We start from the raw sequence: 15,339 nt of genomic DNA on the forward strand, positions 1-15,339 counted from the left end.
TATTTAAAGGAACGTTTGCCGTTGTTGCGGGTGCAAAACTAACACCTTTATACCGTTATTCAAGCTTTTTATTCGCTTTTTTTTATCGCTTTCTTTATACTGCATTTAACTCGCTGAAAATACGCTTCTTGAAAAAAAAGTTTTTTCTGATCTCTCGCTTCACTTCCTAAGCAATGCATGCGAAAATAACCAAAATCTAGTTTTTTTATAATTATATCGCTCTACGAGCGATTGGAAATGCAATCCCTTTTAGACATTTATTGGTTCTCTGAGCCGCTTTGTTAGGATCATAGACAGGATTAATTCTGAAATTAGGTCTTTGCCTGCAGTATCATTTAAGATAGGTTAAGTTTTTTATCGCTTGGGCAGTTGTTCCCCGTCTATTTCTTAGGGTACTTATTATAGTAAGACATTTTATACCTACCTATATATAAGGTACACCGAATTCTAAATCAAATACACAACTCCCCGCGTTAGGGATAGTAGCGCAAAGCCCGCAGCCAAGTGAAGTGTAACGCAACTTGACGAGGACTTGTAGCGAATAGCCCGACCCTTTATAAAAAAGAGGCTACTACCCAATTAGATAATAGCCTCTTTTTTATAATGGGAAACGCCCAAGTTATTGTTATTTCTTTACTGTAACCACTTTGGATTGCCAGGAATCGGTTAGATTATTATAATCAACTAATATTGCAGGATTTTGATTTTGTAATCTTCCAGAATCAAACGCCCGTATTAATATCGTTTCTATTAAATAATCTTCATTTACATCAAAAGGCGTATACTTTGTCTTTAAATTAATGTCAAACATACTAGCTGCAGTATTAGACCAAAATGCTTTCCAACCACTTTTAAGGTTTTTCACTAATTCATAGGTTGTATTGCCCGTTTGGCGATGTATTAACTTTACCAATATCTGACCTTGCTTGCGGGAAAGCTTTTTGAGTTTAGCTTCAAATTCATTACTTAAATAACCTTCGACTATCTTAAAGTATCTCTTTTTCTCTTTATTGGTTTTCAGGTTGGCCATACCTATATTTAAAGTCGTTAGTCTCTCAGCAGCGAGTTTTGCGTAAGGATACGTTTTATAAACACGACTTTGAAGCATTAAAAATTGCTTTCTCGCTTCCGGATCCATCTTCTCCTTATATATTAAAATCTCGGGCAACTGAATGGTATCGTTAAGGATCGAGTCATCATCAGTTAATTCATATCCCATTTTTGTAGTATCTTGAGGAATAACCTGAGCATTAATTGAGAAAATGCTAAAAAGAAAAAAGATAAAAAATTTAATTAGCTTCATGTATGAAATTTTTATTGCCAAAATTATACAATATATATGCAACTGTAATGCCAAATTTATAATTTAGCAAAAAATAATTTTATGAGCACTAAATCAATATTAAAGAAGTCATCACTTGACTTTTTAGAAAACTACCTTAATAATGCGTCGCCTACTGGATATGAAAGTGAAGGGCAAAAATTATGGATGGATTATTTAAAACCTTATGTCGATACATTTATCACGGATACGTATGGAACTGCCGTGGGAGTTATAAATCCAGACGCTCCATACAAAGTAGTTATAGAAGGTCATGCCGATGAAATTTCATGGTATGTAAACTATATTACTGATGATGGACTAATTTATGTAATTAGAAACGGCGGATCGGATCACCAAATCGCACCTTCAAAACGAGTCAATATTCATACTAAAAATGGAATTGTTAAAGGTGTTTTTGGTTGGCCCGCGATACATACTCGAAATAAAAAGAAAGACGAAGAGGTAGCCAAAGTGGATAATCTATTTATTGATATTGGATGTGAAACTAAAGAGCAAGTTGATAAAATGGGTGTACATGTAGGCTGTGTGATTACCTATCCTGATGAATTCATGATTTTAAACGAAAACAAATTCGTTTGTCGCGCAATTGACAACCGGATGGGCGGATTTATGATTGCCGAAGTTGCTCGCTTATTGCACGAAAATAATATAAAACTGCCTTTTGGATTGTACATTACTAATTCGGTTCAAGAAGAAGTAGGTTTGCGCGGTGCCGAAATGATTACTAAAACTATTAAACCAAATGTAGCAATTGTTACCGATGTCTGTCATGACTCTTCTACTCCAATGATCGATAAGAAAATTGAAGGAGACACTAAAATTGGCAAAGGTCCTGTTGTAACGTATGCTCCAGCTGTTCAAAATAATTTAAGAGAATTAATTTTAGAAACAGCTATGGCGAAAGAAATTCCTTTTCAGCGTTTAGCTTCCTCTCGTGTAACGGGAACAGATACTGATGCTTTTGCTTATAGTAATGGCGGTGTAGCGTCGGCCTTGATATCCTTGCCGTTGCGTTATATGCACACTACGGTTGAAATGGTACATCGAGATGACGTTGAAAATGTGATTAAATTAATATATGAAACATTAATCAAGTTAGAAAACGAAGAAACATTCTCCTATTTCAAATAGCTTTAGGAGCTGATCCCGCTATCCGCTGCAATCTTTGTGTCCTGAAAAAATCAGGACACAAAGGATTTCCACTACTATCGGGGCTAAAAAAACGCAATTTAAAATTTTGAATTGCGTTTTTTTTTAAATTCATTTCTATCATTTTAATATGTGGTCAAGTATTATACCTGCCGAAGCCTATTTAAAAAAATTCCCAAGGAAAGAATAAAAGTTTTTACAAGACTTCGAGAAATAATTTTAGAAAATATTCCAAATGGATTAGTTGAACAAATGTCATACGGCATGATTGGCTATGTAATTCCGCATTCTATTTATCCTGATGGATATCATTGTGACCCTAAACTTCCGTTACCCTTTATAGGTATTGCATCACAGAAAAATTTCATCGCACTTTATCACATGGGTATTTATGCGAATCCGGAATTGCTGAATTGGTTTGTCACCGAATACCCAAATCACAACAAACAAAAATTAGACATGGGAAAAAGTTGCATCCGTTTTAAGAAGATGGACCAAATTCCGTTTAAATTAATTGCTAAACTCGTCCAAAAAATGTCGGTTCAGGAATGGATTACTTACTATGAATCAGTATTTAAAAAATAAAAAAAACCGTAATTCAAAATTATAAATTACGGTCTTGTATTTAACTTTTATGAAAATAATTATCTATTGGCAAGGTATTCCAAGACATTTTTCTCTATTCGCTCCTCTATATTTGCAATATCTGCTTTTATAAATTTCTCTCCTAAAATGTTTTCGTATAACTCGATGTATCGTTCTGAAACTGTCGTTATATATTCATCAGTCATTTCGGGGATTTGTTGCCCTTCTAATCCTTGGAAACCATTCTCTATTAGCCAACGACGTACAAACTCTTTTGATAATTGTTTTTGCTCTTCACCATTATTCTGTCTTTCTTGATATCCTTCCGCATAAAAGTAGCGCGAAGAATCCGGTGTATGGATTTCATCAATTAAAACAATTACACCTTCTTTCGTTTTTCCAAATTCATATTTCGTATCAACTAAAATTAAACCACGACTAGAAGCAATTTCAGTTCCTCGTTGAAATAAATCTCTGGTAAATTTTTCTAAAACAACATAATCTTCTTCGGACACAATTCCTTTCGATAAAATATCCTCCCGAGAAATATCAGCATCGTGTTCTCCGTTATCCGCTTTAGTCGTCGGTGTAATGATAGGTTCCGGGAATTTGTCATTTTCTTTCAAATAGTCAGGCATTTTTACGCCACAAATTTCTCTTTTGCCAAGAGCGTATTCTCGCGCTGCATGACCTGAGAGATACCCTCTGATAACCATTTCAACTTTAAAAGGTTCGCATAAATGTCCCACAGCCACATTGGGATCTGGAGTTGCGATCAACCAGTTAGGAACAATATCCTCAGTCAATTCCATGAATCTTGTAGCAATTTGGTTTAGGATTTGACCTTTATAGGGAATTCCTTTTGGTAAAACTACATCAAAAGCCGATAGTCTATCTGTAGCTACCATAACCAAAAGCGCGTCATTAATGTTGTACACTTCTCTTACTTTACCGCGGTAAACAGATTTCTGGTTTGGAAAATTAAAGTCGGTTGTTGTAATTGTATTGCTCATTATAGCTGTTATGTTGTGTTATTTTGTACTTGCAAATTTAAAACTATTTCATAGAGTTACGCAAAGAAAAAGCAGCTAAACAGTAAAATATTCTATTATTGTAAAAACTATTTTTTCAAAAGCGATTCATTGAATAAATTTAGGATTCGGCTGTATTCATCTACCCACGAATAGGTTTCTTTAAAACCATGCGCTTCCACCGGGAAACTTGCTAGACTCCATTTTTTCTTACCTAATTCGATAAATCGCTGGGACAAACGAACAATGTCCTTATACTCTACATTATCATCTACCATTCCGTGCAGCATTAATAAATCACCTTGTAAATTATTTGCAAAATAGATTGGAGAACTTTTTTTGTACGCATCGGGATCTGTTTCTGGGAAATTAAGGATGTTTCCTGTGTACCCATGATTGTAATGTGCCCAATCTGTAACGGAACGTAAGGCTGCACCTGCTGCAAACTCATTTGGAGTTGTCAACATTCCCATCAGGGTAATAAAACCTCCGTAAGAGCCGCCGTAAATTCCAACTCTTGACGCATCGATACCATAATTATCGACTAAGTATTTTTTACCATCAATTTGATCTGTTAGATCTTTTCCGCCCATAAAACGATAAATTCCAGTTCTAAAATCACGTCCGTAACCATCACTTCCTCTATAATCAATGTCTAAAACGGTGTATCCTAAATCGACCAACATATTATGAAACATGTATTCTCTGTGGTACGTACTCCAGTAATTGTGTGCATTTTGCAAATAACCCGCACCATGCACAAACAAGATAGCCGCTTTGTTTGCATTCGCTGTTTGTGGCTTATACAATCTAGCATTTACAGGCGTTCCATCCTGCGCCTTGAAAGTAATTACCTCCGGTTCTCGCCAAGCATATTCTTTAAAACTTGCTGATGTTGAAGACGTTATCAGATTTAAGTTGGTATTTTTTTTATTAGGCGCTACATACAATTCCCATGGTTTATTTTTATAAGAATAGCGAACTAATAAGGTGCTCTCATCTGGAGAAATACTCACTTCATGCGCACCATCTTTGGTTAAAATAGGTTCTAAAACTGAATTGACAACATCGAATTTATAAAAGCTTCTATTCCCAGGATTCGTAGTAGTGGTGGTCAGGTAGAACGCTTTTTTGTCGTTAGAAATACTTACGGTACGGACTTCCCAATTTCCTTTGGTCAATTGCGTTTTCTTTTTTGACTTTAGATTATAGGTATATAAATGAGAATATCCTGTTGCTTCTGATTGGAAATAAACGGTTTCATTATCGGCCAAAAAACCAAGTGTTCCTCTTCCATAAGAATTAGAAGGAATTCCTGGTCCGCCAATCCAAGCTTCATCATGTTGATGCTCTATTTCCTCAAAAGTACCTTTTTCCAAATCCAAGCTAACAATCCAACGGTCTTTATTGTCTTGACTTCTTATTTCGGAAATGACATAAGAACCGTTTTCATTGTACACCGGTTCTTGTACTACGATTAGTTTGTCCTTTTTTTCCATAGCTTTTGGAGTTTCATACAACTCAAAATATTTCGGAACATCCTGAATATGGCTCAACGATGAAAAATTAACAAAGTAAACGGAATCTTTCTCTATGTTGTAAATACCAAATTTAGTTGCCAAGATATTAGCTGTAGAAACTTTTTCTTTGGTTTCTTCAATTTGATTGTAGCCATCAGAAGTGATGAATAGTTCCATTTTTTCACTTTTTCGTTCTGCCTCTTCTATTAATCTAAAGGTGGCGAAATTTCCTTTTGGATTCCCTTTTAAATTACCAAACGTATTTTTTCCATAATAATAAGGCTTTGGAAAATCTGACTTTATAGCTTTTGACTTGGCCAAATTCCATTTTTTAAGTGCTTCCTGATCTTTGACAAATTGAAACAATTCCAATTGCTGACTTTTCAAAAATGATTCTTTATCCGTTGTAGCATTTTCTCCTTTTCCTTTTCGGAAATTAGTGATTTGAATTACAGATCCTTCATTAGTGTTGAACTGAAAAAGGTTTTCGCCTTGTTTAAAAAAAAGTACTCCTGGCGCATTACCCATCTGTAAATTAGAAATGGGAATGCTTTGTAGGTATAATTTTTTTGAGGATTTACTTTTCACTGCATACGAGAACAATCTTCCTTTATCGATGTAATAATACAAATCCGAATTGGATGTTTTCTTGAAATCAATTTTTGAAAATGCGGCTTCGGTTGGAGAAGCTAATTCGGGTTTTGAAAATCCGTTTTTCCAAAAATAAGTGCTAGTCCCCAATTCATTATTTGGATTCCAATCAAAATATACTTTCTTACCATCCAGAGACCACCTTTCATTTTCTGGGGAAACTCCAATAAAAGTGTTTCCTTTCATTATTTCTTCCAATTTTAAGGTTTGGCTTTGAATTACAGTGGAAAATAAAATACAGATAACAAGGATTAACTTTTTGTTCATGTTCATTATAATTTTTTTTATTTAAATTGAAAATTATGCTACGTCTAAAACAACCATAAAAACTGGCTATTGCAGTAATTCTTTGGCGATATATTTTGCTACTCCATCATGATCATTTGCTAATATAACTTCTAAATGAGATAATTTATTTTTCAAACTATCAGGGGCATTTCCCATAATTAAACCTTTCCCAGAAGATTTAAGCATGTTTTCGTCGTTATAACCATCACCAAACGAAATTGATTCCTGAAAAACAAAATTTTCTTTTTCTAAAATCTTGGCAATCGCTATACTTTTATCAACAGATTTGTCCATAAATTCTAAACAATAAGGAAGACTAAAAGCATGACTAAAAAGTGCGGAATGATTTTCTAAAATTTGATCTCTTAATGCAATTAATTTCGAATGTTTATTGTGTGTGAAAAATACTTTTATAGCACTTAAATCCTCTAGGCTATTAAAATCTACTAATTCGGGATGATAATTCACTTCTGGTTGAAACTCATTTAGTTTTTCGTTATGCTTATTGGTTTGCCAAACATTTTCTCTGAACAAAACTGTTGTAATTTCAGGATCAATGTCTAAGGACAAAACCGCTTTTACGGCATCGCTTTGCATATCAAAGGAAAAGAGAAGCTCTCGTTCAGGGGAATGTATGCGTGCTCCGTTTGAGGTAACTAAATACAAGGGAATGTCCAATCCTGCGACGATTGGCATGGCGTCTAGGTGATGTCGACCCGTGGCTACAATAATTAAATAGTTTTGATTGTGGAGTTCTTGAAAAACACTTTTGGTATATTGGGATATCTTATGATCTGAATTGAGTAAAGTTCCATCTAAATCACTGATTACTACTTTAATTTTATCTTTTAAAATCATTTTTCTTGTACTGAGATTTTATTATTTCCAAATTTATTGCATTTTTGACAGAAACGAAAGGAATCCTCTAGATTTTATTTTAGGCAAATAGATATAAATATTTAGCATTTATAAATAATAAAGCGGAAAGAAGGTTCATATAGTGGTGATATGAATCTTCTTTCCGCTTAAAAATTTTACGAGTTGGTTTTTATGACTTTGCTCTTTTTCTAATCGTTATTCTCAATCATCTTATAGGCATCAATCACTTTTTTAACTAATCGGTGACGTACAATATCTTTATCGTCTAGGTATATGATTCCAATTCCATCAATGTCTTTCAAAACCAATAAAGCTTCTTTGAGTCCAGAAATGGTTCTTCGAGGTAAATCTACCTGACCAGGATCTCCTGTAATCATAAATTTAGCACTTTTTCCCATACGTGTCAAAAACATTTTCATTTGGGAATGCGTCGTGTTCTGCGCTTCGTCTAAGATAACAAATGCATCATCTAATGTTCTCCCTCGCATAAATGCCAATGGTGCAATTTGAATAACTCCTTTTAAAATATAATCCTCCAGTTTTTCATTAGGCAACATATCCCGCAACGCATCATACAAAGGTTGCATGTAGGGATCTAGTTTTTCCTTCATGTCGCCGGGTAGAAAACCCAAATTCTCCCCTGCTTCGACCGCTGGACGTGTAAGTATAATACGTTTAACTTTTTTTTCTTTTAGTGCTTTAATAGCCATTGCAACCCCAGTGTATGTTTTTCCGGTACCGGCAGGTCCAACGGCAAAAACCATATCATTTTTTTCCATAGTATCAACCAGCAATTGTTGATTAGGCGTCATGGGTTTAATGATTTTCCCACCTACTCCATGAACTAATATTTTGTCGTGTCCCTGAAATTTCCTTTCTTCCTGAACATCACCAAGAATGACGCGTTCGATTACATTGTTGTCTATGTTGTTGTATCTTGAAAAATGAAGCATTAAACGTTGGAAACGTTTTTCGAACTCGTCCAAAACTTCTTTTTCACCAAAAGCCTTTAGGGTTGTTCCCCTAGCCACAATTTTTAATTTTGGATAGTATTTTTTAATCGTTTCAAGATGAGTGTCTTGAGCGCCCCAAAAGTCTTTTGGAGCGATGTCTATGAGCTCGATTATTCTTTCGTTCAAATGAAGTTGTTTTTAGATTATTTTATTTTAGAGTCAATCGCAATCCAATTCCGTTTGAATTGGTAATTAAATCCAATTTTTGATTATTGAACTGATTGTCGGCAGAAGCGTTTTGATTGTTATATTCAATGACTACATTTTTAATTTTTTTAGAAAACCCAATCTTTACAGGAATTGCAATTAAAAGTTCGGCAAGACCAACGTAAGCGATTATCTTTGGAATAGATGTTTTATTATCTCTATCAAAATCGGGATTCATACCTGATTCAAATCCAGATATTACAGCAGCCATTGAGCCTGTAATTAGTAATATTGGGCCAGTAATAAGCAATAAATTTCCTATCGTTTTCTTTGTTCTCCCGATATTAAAATCCGTCAGTAATTTTTCGTTATTTCCCAATAGTGCTCTGACTTGAGCAGGTGAAATTTTATTGTTTTCAATATCAGTAATATTACCGTTAGACTTGTAAACTAGATTTTGAGAATAAGATTGAAAGCTGCTACAGAAAAGGAAGAGAAAAAAAAGGGATTTAATCATACGTTTTGTTTTAATTCAAATTTAAAATTCTATTTAATTAAAGCTTAAAAATATCTTAGCTTTGCGCTTCTCAAATTTAATGAAATTTAGCTTTACAAAAAACTAATAGTTATAAACAAAATTATGTCAATAATTACCCTGACTACTGATTACGGCTTGAAAGACCACTTTGTAGGTGCATTGAAAGGGAAAATCTTATCAGAGTATTCCGAGGCGAAGATTATTGATATTTCACATGACATTGACCCTTTCAACACTGTGGAAGCAAGTTATACAATTAGCGCATCGTATGCTAGTTTCCCAAAAGGCACTGTTCATCTTATTGGAGTAGATATGGAATCCAATAAAGAAAATCAACATATTGTGATGCAATGGAATGATCATTATTTTATTGCTGCCGATAACGGTATTTTAAGCATGCTATCGCAAAAAATTGTTCCACAAAAAATGGTAGCGATTAATATTCACGATCGTTTGCTGAGTGAGGCTGTCGATCTTGATGTATTTGTAAAAGTGGCGTGTCATTTAGCTAAAGGTGGTTTAATGAATGTCATTGGCAAAGAAATAAATAGTATAAAACAAGTGACTGATTTACAAGCTGTACTGGCTGTTGATGGCAATTCATTGAAAGGGCATGTGATCTACATTGACCATTTTGGAAATGTGATTACCAATATTTCTAAAAAATATTTTATCGAAGTTGCCAAAGGAAGGCCGTATGAAATTATTTTGAAAACCAAAAATATCAAAACCATACTGCCAAACTATTCCGCCATTGCGAGTTCCGATAAATATCCGATAAAGTCTTACGAAGGGGAAAAATTAGCTATTTTTAACGAAGCCGGTTTTCTGGAAATTGCCATTTTTAGGAGTAATCCTTCTAAAGTAGGCTCAGCGAATAGCTTACTGGGACTGAATTATAGAGATGTAATAAATATTGTGTTCAGTTAGAAGTTATCTCAATCAGTTTAAAAATCTAAAATCGTTAATATTAAATCTTAAATCCCAAATCTAAAATGTTTGTACGAATAGTAAAATTGAGTTTTCACGAGGAAAATATTCCTGCTTTTTTAGAAAACTTTGAGTTAATGAAAGAGAAGATACGAAATGCTCCCGGAAATCGTTTCTTAGAATTGTATCAAGATAAAAACAATAAAAGTATTTTCTTTACCTACAGTTATTGGGAAACCGAAGATGATTTGGAAAATTACAGGAATTCCGAACTTTTTTATGATGTTTGGACATTTACCAAAAAATTATTCAACGACAAACCGGAAGCGTGGAGCGTGGATAAATTAGTTACTTTGGTTTAACGTTTTTTTAGTTCAAAGTTGAGCCACTTTAAACTTTAAACCTTAAACTTTTTAAACAAAAAATAAATGAAATCAATAGTATTACGAGAAATAAAATCGTTTTTCGGTTCGCCGATTGGCTACTTAGTCATTGCCATTTTTCTAATCATCAATGGATTATTTCTTTGGGTTTTTGAGGGAGATTATAATATTTTGAATACTGGATTTGCTGATTTAACTCCGTTTTTTACCTTGGCACCTTGGATTTTGATCTTCTTAATTCCTGCCGTAACCATGCGCAGTTTTTCGGATGAGAAAAAACAAGGAACACTGGAATTGCTGCTAACGAAACCTTTGAGTATTTGGCAAATCGTAAATGGAAAATTTCTTGGCGCGTTACTTTTAATAGTAATGGCCATTATTCCTACTTTCATTTATGTCGCCGTTATTTCTAATTTAGGAATGCCCGAAGGCAATATCGATATGGGAAGCACAGTTGGCTCTTATTTTGGACTGCTATTTTTAATTGCAGCCTACTCTGCTATTGGAATATTCACATCAACGCTATCGGATAACCAAATTGTAGCTTTCATTGTAGCAGTATTTTTATGTTTCATTTTCTTTTTTGGTTTTGAAGGTTTGGCTTCTGTGGTTCCAAATTTATCTTCCATTATTGCGTCTTTAGGAATGCAGGATCATTTTAAAAGCATGAGTCGTGGCGTATTAGACACGAGAGATGTTGTTTATTTTACGAGCGTAACCGTGATCTTTCTCTCCTTTACTGTTTATAATCTAAAATCTTTCAAATCGTAATGACAACTTCTAAAAAAAATAACCTAAAATCTGTATTGATTATCCTTGCAATTGTATTGGTTTTAAATGCATTGGGAAGTTCCTTTTTTCATCGTTTTGATTTGACAAATGATAAAAGATACACGCTATCGCCTACTTCTTTAAATATTGTTAAACAAGTTCAGAATCCGTTGTACATAAAGGTATACATGCAAGGCGATTTACCGGCTGAATTCAAACGTTTACAGCAGGAAACAAAGCAACTACTGGAAGAATTTCAAGCGTACAACAACAATATAGTTTTTGAGTTTGTTGATCCATTGGAGAACCAGGACGATAGTATGGACACTATTAAAGAGTTGTATCGAAAAGGGCTTACGCCAATAAACATAACCGTGGACGATAAAGGAAAGCAATCTCAAGCAATGGTTTTTCCCTGGGCAATTGCCGTGTATGACAATAAAGAAGTGAATATTCCCTTGTTGAAAAACATTATGGGCGCTTCCACAACTCAAAAAGTAATTGGATCTGTTCAACACTTGGAATACTCTATTGCCGAAGGGTTGAATAAAATTACCAAAGCCAAGCAAAAGAAAATCGCTGTGATCAAAGGGAACGGGGAACTGCAAGATGTTTTGATGGCAAAATTTCTGTTACAGGTTCGGGAAAGCTATTTTATTGGACCATTTACTTTGGATTCAGTGGCCAAAAATCCAATAGGAAGTTTAGAAACTTTAAAAAAATATGACTTGGCTGTTATTGCAAAACCTACAGAAACGTTTACCGATGAAGAGAAACAGGTTTTAGATCAATATATTATGAATGGCGGCAAAACATTGTGGTTGCTTGATCAAGTTTCAGTTGAAATGGATAGTTTATACAATGCATCAGGAGCCACGTTAGCGTATCCAAGAGATCTGAATTTAAATGATCTATTTTTTAAATATGGCATCAGAATCAATCCTGATTTAGTAAAAGACGAGCAAGGAAGTCCCATTAAATTAGCTACTGGAGAACAAGGAAGTGCTACTCAATATCAAGAATTTAACTGGAAGTTTGCGCCACAAGTGTATCCAAACAGTTCCCATCCAATTGTGAAAAATTTAGGGGGAATCAAATTTGACTTTGCTAATCCCATCGATACCTTGAAAAACGGAATCAAGAAAACCATTCTTTTACACTCATCGCAGTATTCAAAAAAAGTAGGAACTCCAGCAGAAATAAACTTGAATAGTGTTGCTGAAGAAACTTCGCCAAATGATTACCTGAACAAAGGGAATATTCCACTATCCGTTTTATTAGAAGGTTCCTTCCAATCCATGTTTGAAAACAGAGTGCTGCCATTTGAACAAAAAACATTTCAAGGCACTGGAAAGGAGAACAAAATGATTGTGATATCAGATGGCGATTTAATCAAAAATCAATTGGATAAAAACTTTCAACCGGTAGAATTGGGCTATGATCAAAGATCTGGTAATTTATACGATAATAAAGATTTCCTAATAAATTGCGTAAATTACCTACTGGACGACAACGGACTTATTAACATTCGAAGTAAAGATCTTGATTTACCTTTATTGGATAAAGAAAAAGTTTATGAAAACTATAGCCGAACACAGCTCTTGACTATTGGGCTTCCATTGCTTATTTTGGCCCTTTTTGGAATCCTATTTACTTATCTCCGAAAACGAAAATACAGTAGATAAGCCCTAAAGTTTAACGTCTTAAAGTTTGAAAGTGAAATGCATAATGTGCTGTTACGATTATTTTTCGATCACCTAACTAGTCGGTACTGTACTTTTTAACACTAAATAGAACAATCCTTTTTTTTAAAAATAGGAAGCAGAATGTGCTTTCAGAGTTTCGACTTTTGACGGCCAGACAAAAGTAAAGATGTTAATAAAAAAGTTTCCAAACTAGAATAGTTTACGATATATTTGTAGAATGTATCGTATTTCGGATTTAGAGAAGTACCTTAAAAAATAAAACAAAACAGATGAAATTTATAGTATCGAGTTCGTACTTATTGAAACAATTACAAGTTTTAGGAAACGTTATCAACAGTAGTAATACTTTACCTATTTTAGATAACTTTTTATTTGATTTAGACCATAGTGTATTGACCGTTTCTGCTTCTGATTTAGAGACCACAATGTCTGCTACTCTAGGAATTGATTCTGAAAGTAAAGGAAGCGTTGCTGTTCCTGCCAAATTACTTTTGGAAATCCTTAAAACATTCCCAGAACAACCCTTAACTTTCACCGTTGAGGATAATAGTACGATAGAAATAAGTTCTAATTCGGGGAAATATGCATTAGCTTATGCTTCTGGAAATGAATTTCCAAAATCAGTGAACTTAGACGATCCCTCTGTAACACTTGTTCCTTCTGATGTTTTGGCAACAGCCATAAGCAAAACTATATTTGCTGCTGGAAATGATGATTTGCGTCCGGTTATGTCTGGAGTATTCTTCCAGTTTTCACCACAAGGATTAACATTTGTAGCGACGGATGCACATAAATTAGTAAAATATGCACGCACTGATGTAACGGCTTCGCAAGTAGCTGATTTCATTATGCCCAAAAAACCATTGAATATTTTAAAAAATATTCTGGGGACTTCTGATGCAGAAGTAAAAATTGAATATAACGATTCTAATGCTACTTTTTCTTTTGACAATTATGTTTTAATGTGTCGTTTGATTGATGGTAAATATCCAAATTACGAAGCGGTTATTCCTAAAGAAAACCCGAATAAATTGATGATTGACCGTTCTCAATTTTTGAGCTCTGTGCGTCGTGTTGCCATTTTTTCGAACAAAACAACACACCAAATTCGTCTGAAAATTGCTGGGGCTGAGTTGAATGTTTCTGCTGAAGATATCGATTACTCCAATAAAGCCGAAGAAAGATTAACTTGTGATTATCAAGGCGATGATATGCAAATAGGTTACAATTCCCGTTTCTTGACAGAGATGTTGACTAACTTACAATCAGACATGATTATGCTAGAAATGTCATTGCCAAACAGAGCTGGAATCTTGACTCCTGTTGATGGATTAGAAGAAGGGGAAACAGTTACGATGCTGGTTATGCCCGTAATGCTAAACAGCTAGGCATTTAACTACATTTACGCTTACTTTAAATACGCTATTAACCAAACCATTTTTATATTTATAAAACCGTCTCGTTTAATTACAAGACGGTTTTTTTGTATGCTTATTCATGGATAAAAAATATTTTTGTATTTCCTTTTTTTAATGATTCTTTGGCTTCTTTATGATTTTTTTCAAATGTTTCAATGTTCGTTCCTTTACAAATTCCATAGGAATAATGATACTTTAAAATTTCTAAATCTTTTGGATCAAACTCCTTTTGATCAGATTTACATGCAGAAAAGTAACTTGTACAATCAAAAGTATCAAAGTCCTGATAAAAATAACCTAGCGACCTGACAAAATTAATTTTCATATTGGTTGCGATTTGCTCCTTACTCAAATTTTGTTGGCTATTGATTTTTAGGGAACAACTATAGATATTTTGCTTACCATCCCACTGTAGATAAAACCCATCCATTTTTGTAATTCTCGGATCTAAATTAACTTGATCCGAATTTCCCAATGCATAAATAAAATAATTCGATTTTTCTTGATCTTTTACAAAACTAATTTTCAACGAATCAACTTGGGTGTCCAAATATTTAACAAAATCTACAAGCTCTTTACTAGTACTTTTATCAACCGATTTATCCAGAAAGATTTTTATTTCGTCCTTCCAAATTTTCATTCTAGGAACTAATTTAACTTCCTTCTTTTGATATTTGTTATTAAAAACCAACTGCTTATAGCGATCTAAAAAAATTGAATCTTTTTCTTCATAAGGCACTTCTACACCTTTACTTTCATAACCGCCTACTTTAATTATTGTATCTCCTTTATCAAGAAAAAATCCTAAGGAATCAATCACTTTTTTATGATCTTTTTTCCATGACTTATAGTGCTTATAATTCATGTACACTATTTTTTCAGAATTATTTACTGTATGCTGTTGAGCAAAAATAAAGGAAGTGCACACAAGAAAACAAAGGAAACTGAATTTATATTTCATATTGATTGGAGTTTGATACAACCA

General features: G+C 33.9%; 14 protein-coding genes. 7 read left to right on the plus strand and 7 right to left on the minus strand.

The window, feature by feature from the left end; translation table 11 throughout:
* Positions 1–625: 625 nt before the first annotated feature.
* On the minus strand, positions 626–1,303 hold the full coding sequence (locus BUA03_RS15795; RefSeq protein WP_066081901.1) for a DUF4294 domain-containing protein: 678 nt from the start codon (positions 1,301–1,303) through the stop codon (positions 626–628).
* Positions 1,304–1,384: 81 nt separating this feature from the next.
* On the opposite strand from BUA03_RS15795, the gene BUA03_RS15800 reads away from it, so the two are divergent.
* Positions 1,385–2,476 (plus strand): M42 family metallopeptidase, encoded by a 1,092-nt coding sequence (locus BUA03_RS15800; RefSeq protein WP_066081898.1) that lies wholly within the window; start codon positions 1,385–1,387, stop codon positions 2,474–2,476.
* A gap of 150 nt (positions 2,477–2,626) precedes the next feature.
* A complete protein-coding gene (locus BUA03_RS15805) occupies positions 2,627–3,079 on the plus strand; it encodes a DUF1801 domain-containing protein (RefSeq protein WP_066081896.1) in 453 nt (150 codons plus the stop codon).
* Positions 3,080–3,138: 59 nt separating this feature from the next.
* Here BUA03_RS15805 and BUA03_RS15810 read toward each other — a convergent pair whose 3' ends face one another.
* From BUA03_RS15810 to BUA03_RS15830, 5 genes are all read right to left on the minus strand, one after another.
* Positions 3,139–4,092 (minus strand): phosphoribosylaminoimidazolesuccinocarboxamide synthase, encoded by a 954-nt coding sequence (locus tag BUA03_RS15810; protein ID WP_066081894.1) that lies wholly within the window; start codon positions 4,090–4,092, stop codon positions 3,139–3,141.
* Positions 4,093–4,199: 107 nt separating this feature from the next.
* Entirely contained in the window at positions 4,200–6,548 is a 2,349-nt protein-coding gene (locus BUA03_RS15815) for a S9 family peptidase (protein ID WP_066081903.1), read from the minus strand.
* Positions 6,549–6,614: 66 nt separating this feature from the next.
* Positions 6,615–7,427, minus strand: a complete 813-nt coding sequence (locus tag BUA03_RS15820) for a Cof-type HAD-IIB family hydrolase (protein WP_066081891.1) — start codon at positions 7,425–7,427, stop codon at positions 6,615–6,617.
* Between the two features lie 209 nt (positions 7,428–7,636).
* On the minus strand, positions 7,637–8,587 hold the full coding sequence (locus tag BUA03_RS15825; protein WP_066081890.1) for a PhoH family protein: 951 nt from the start codon (positions 8,585–8,587) through the stop codon (positions 7,637–7,639).
* A 22-nt stretch (positions 8,588–8,609) separates the two neighbouring features.
* Positions 8,610–9,125: a hypothetical protein gene (locus BUA03_RS15830; protein WP_066081888.1), complete on the minus strand. Its 516-nt coding sequence runs from the start codon at positions 9,123–9,125 to the stop codon at positions 8,610–8,612.
* Between the two features lie 123 nt (positions 9,126–9,248).
* Here BUA03_RS15830 and BUA03_RS15835 point away from each other — a divergent pair, with 123 nt between their 5' ends.
* From BUA03_RS15835 to dnaN, 5 genes are all read left to right on the plus strand, one after another.
* Positions 9,249–10,076, plus strand: coding sequence for an SAM hydrolase/SAM-dependent halogenase family protein (locus BUA03_RS15835; RefSeq protein ID WP_066081886.1), 828 nt, complete (start codon positions 9,249–9,251; stop codon positions 10,074–10,076).
* 65 nt (positions 10,077–10,141) lie between these two features.
* Complete coding sequence (locus tag BUA03_RS15840) at positions 10,142–10,438, plus strand: putative quinol monooxygenase (protein ID WP_066081884.1); 297 nt, start codon at positions 10,142–10,144, stop codon at positions 10,436–10,438.
* A 66-nt stretch (positions 10,439–10,504) separates the two neighbouring features.
* Positions 10,505–11,230 (plus strand): gliding motility-associated ABC transporter permease subunit GldF, encoded by a 726-nt coding sequence (gldF, locus tag BUA03_RS15845; protein WP_066081883.1) that lies wholly within the window; start codon positions 10,505–10,507, stop codon positions 11,228–11,230.
* Positions 11,230–12,915: a gliding motility-associated ABC transporter substrate-binding protein GldG gene (gene gldG / locus BUA03_RS15850; protein ID WP_066081880.1), complete on the plus strand. Its 1,686-nt coding sequence runs from the start codon at positions 11,230–11,232 to the stop codon at positions 12,913–12,915. The genes gldF and gldG overlap by 1 nt, the downstream gene beginning before the upstream one ends.
* Before the next feature lie 290 nt (positions 12,916–13,205).
* Positions 13,206–14,324, plus strand: a complete 1,119-nt coding sequence (gene dnaN, locus BUA03_RS15855) for a DNA polymerase III subunit beta (RefSeq protein ID WP_066081878.1) — start codon at positions 13,206–13,208, stop codon at positions 14,322–14,324.
* 103 nt (positions 14,325–14,427) lie between these two features.
* On the opposite strand, the gene BUA03_RS15860 is transcribed toward dnaN, so the two are convergent.
* Complete coding sequence (locus BUA03_RS15860) at positions 14,428–15,219, minus strand: hypothetical protein (RefSeq protein ID WP_139255691.1); 792 nt, start codon at positions 15,217–15,219, stop codon at positions 14,428–14,430.
* Positions 15,220–15,339 lie beyond the last annotated feature (120 nt).

Source organism: Flavobacterium fryxellicola, assembly GCF_900143245.1.
Lineage (GTDB): Bacteria > Bacteroidota > Bacteroidia > Flavobacteriales > Flavobacteriaceae > Flavobacterium > Flavobacterium fryxellicola.

Bases quoted from the DNA above. Each gene is read 5' to 3' on its own strand.
- BUA03_RS15795 (WP_066081901.1), bottom strand. From the start codon at position 1,303: ATGAAGCTAATTAAATTTTTTATCTTTTTTCTTTTTAGCATTTTCTCA.
- BUA03_RS15800 (WP_066081898.1), top strand. From the start codon at position 1,385: ATGAGCACTAAATCAATATTAAAGAAGTCATCACTTGACTTTTTAGAA.
- BUA03_RS15810 (WP_066081894.1), bottom strand. From the start codon at position 4,092: ATGAGCAATACAATTACAACAACCGACTTTAATTTTCCAAACCAGAAA.
- BUA03_RS15815 (WP_066081903.1), bottom strand. From the start codon at position 6,548: ATGAACAAAAAGTTAATCCTTGTTATCTGTATTTTATTTTCCACTGTA.
- BUA03_RS15820 (WP_066081891.1), bottom strand. From the start codon at position 7,427: ATGATTTTAAAAGATAAAATTAAAGTAGTAATCAGTGATTTAGATGGA.
- BUA03_RS15830 (WP_066081888.1), bottom strand. From the start codon at position 9,125: ATGATTAAATCCCTTTTTTTTCTCTTCCTTTTCTGTAGCAGCTTTCAA.
- BUA03_RS15835 (WP_066081886.1), top strand. From the start codon at position 9,249: ATGTCAATAATTACCCTGACTACTGATTACGGCTTGAAAGACCACTTT.
- BUA03_RS15840 (WP_066081884.1), top strand. From the start codon at position 10,142: ATGTTTGTACGAATAGTAAAATTGAGTTTTCACGAGGAAAATATTCCT.
- gldF (WP_066081883.1), top strand. From the start codon at position 10,505: ATGAAATCAATAGTATTACGAGAAATAAAATCGTTTTTCGGTTCGCCG.
- gldG (WP_066081880.1), top strand. From the start codon at position 11,230: ATGACAACTTCTAAAAAAAATAACCTAAAATCTGTATTGATTATCCTT.
- dnaN (WP_066081878.1), top strand. From the start codon at position 13,206: ATGAAATTTATAGTATCGAGTTCGTACTTATTGAAACAATTACAAGTT.
- BUA03_RS15860 (WP_139255691.1), bottom strand. From the start codon at position 15,219: ATGAATTATAAGCACTATAAGTCATGGAAAAAAGATCATAAAAAAGTG.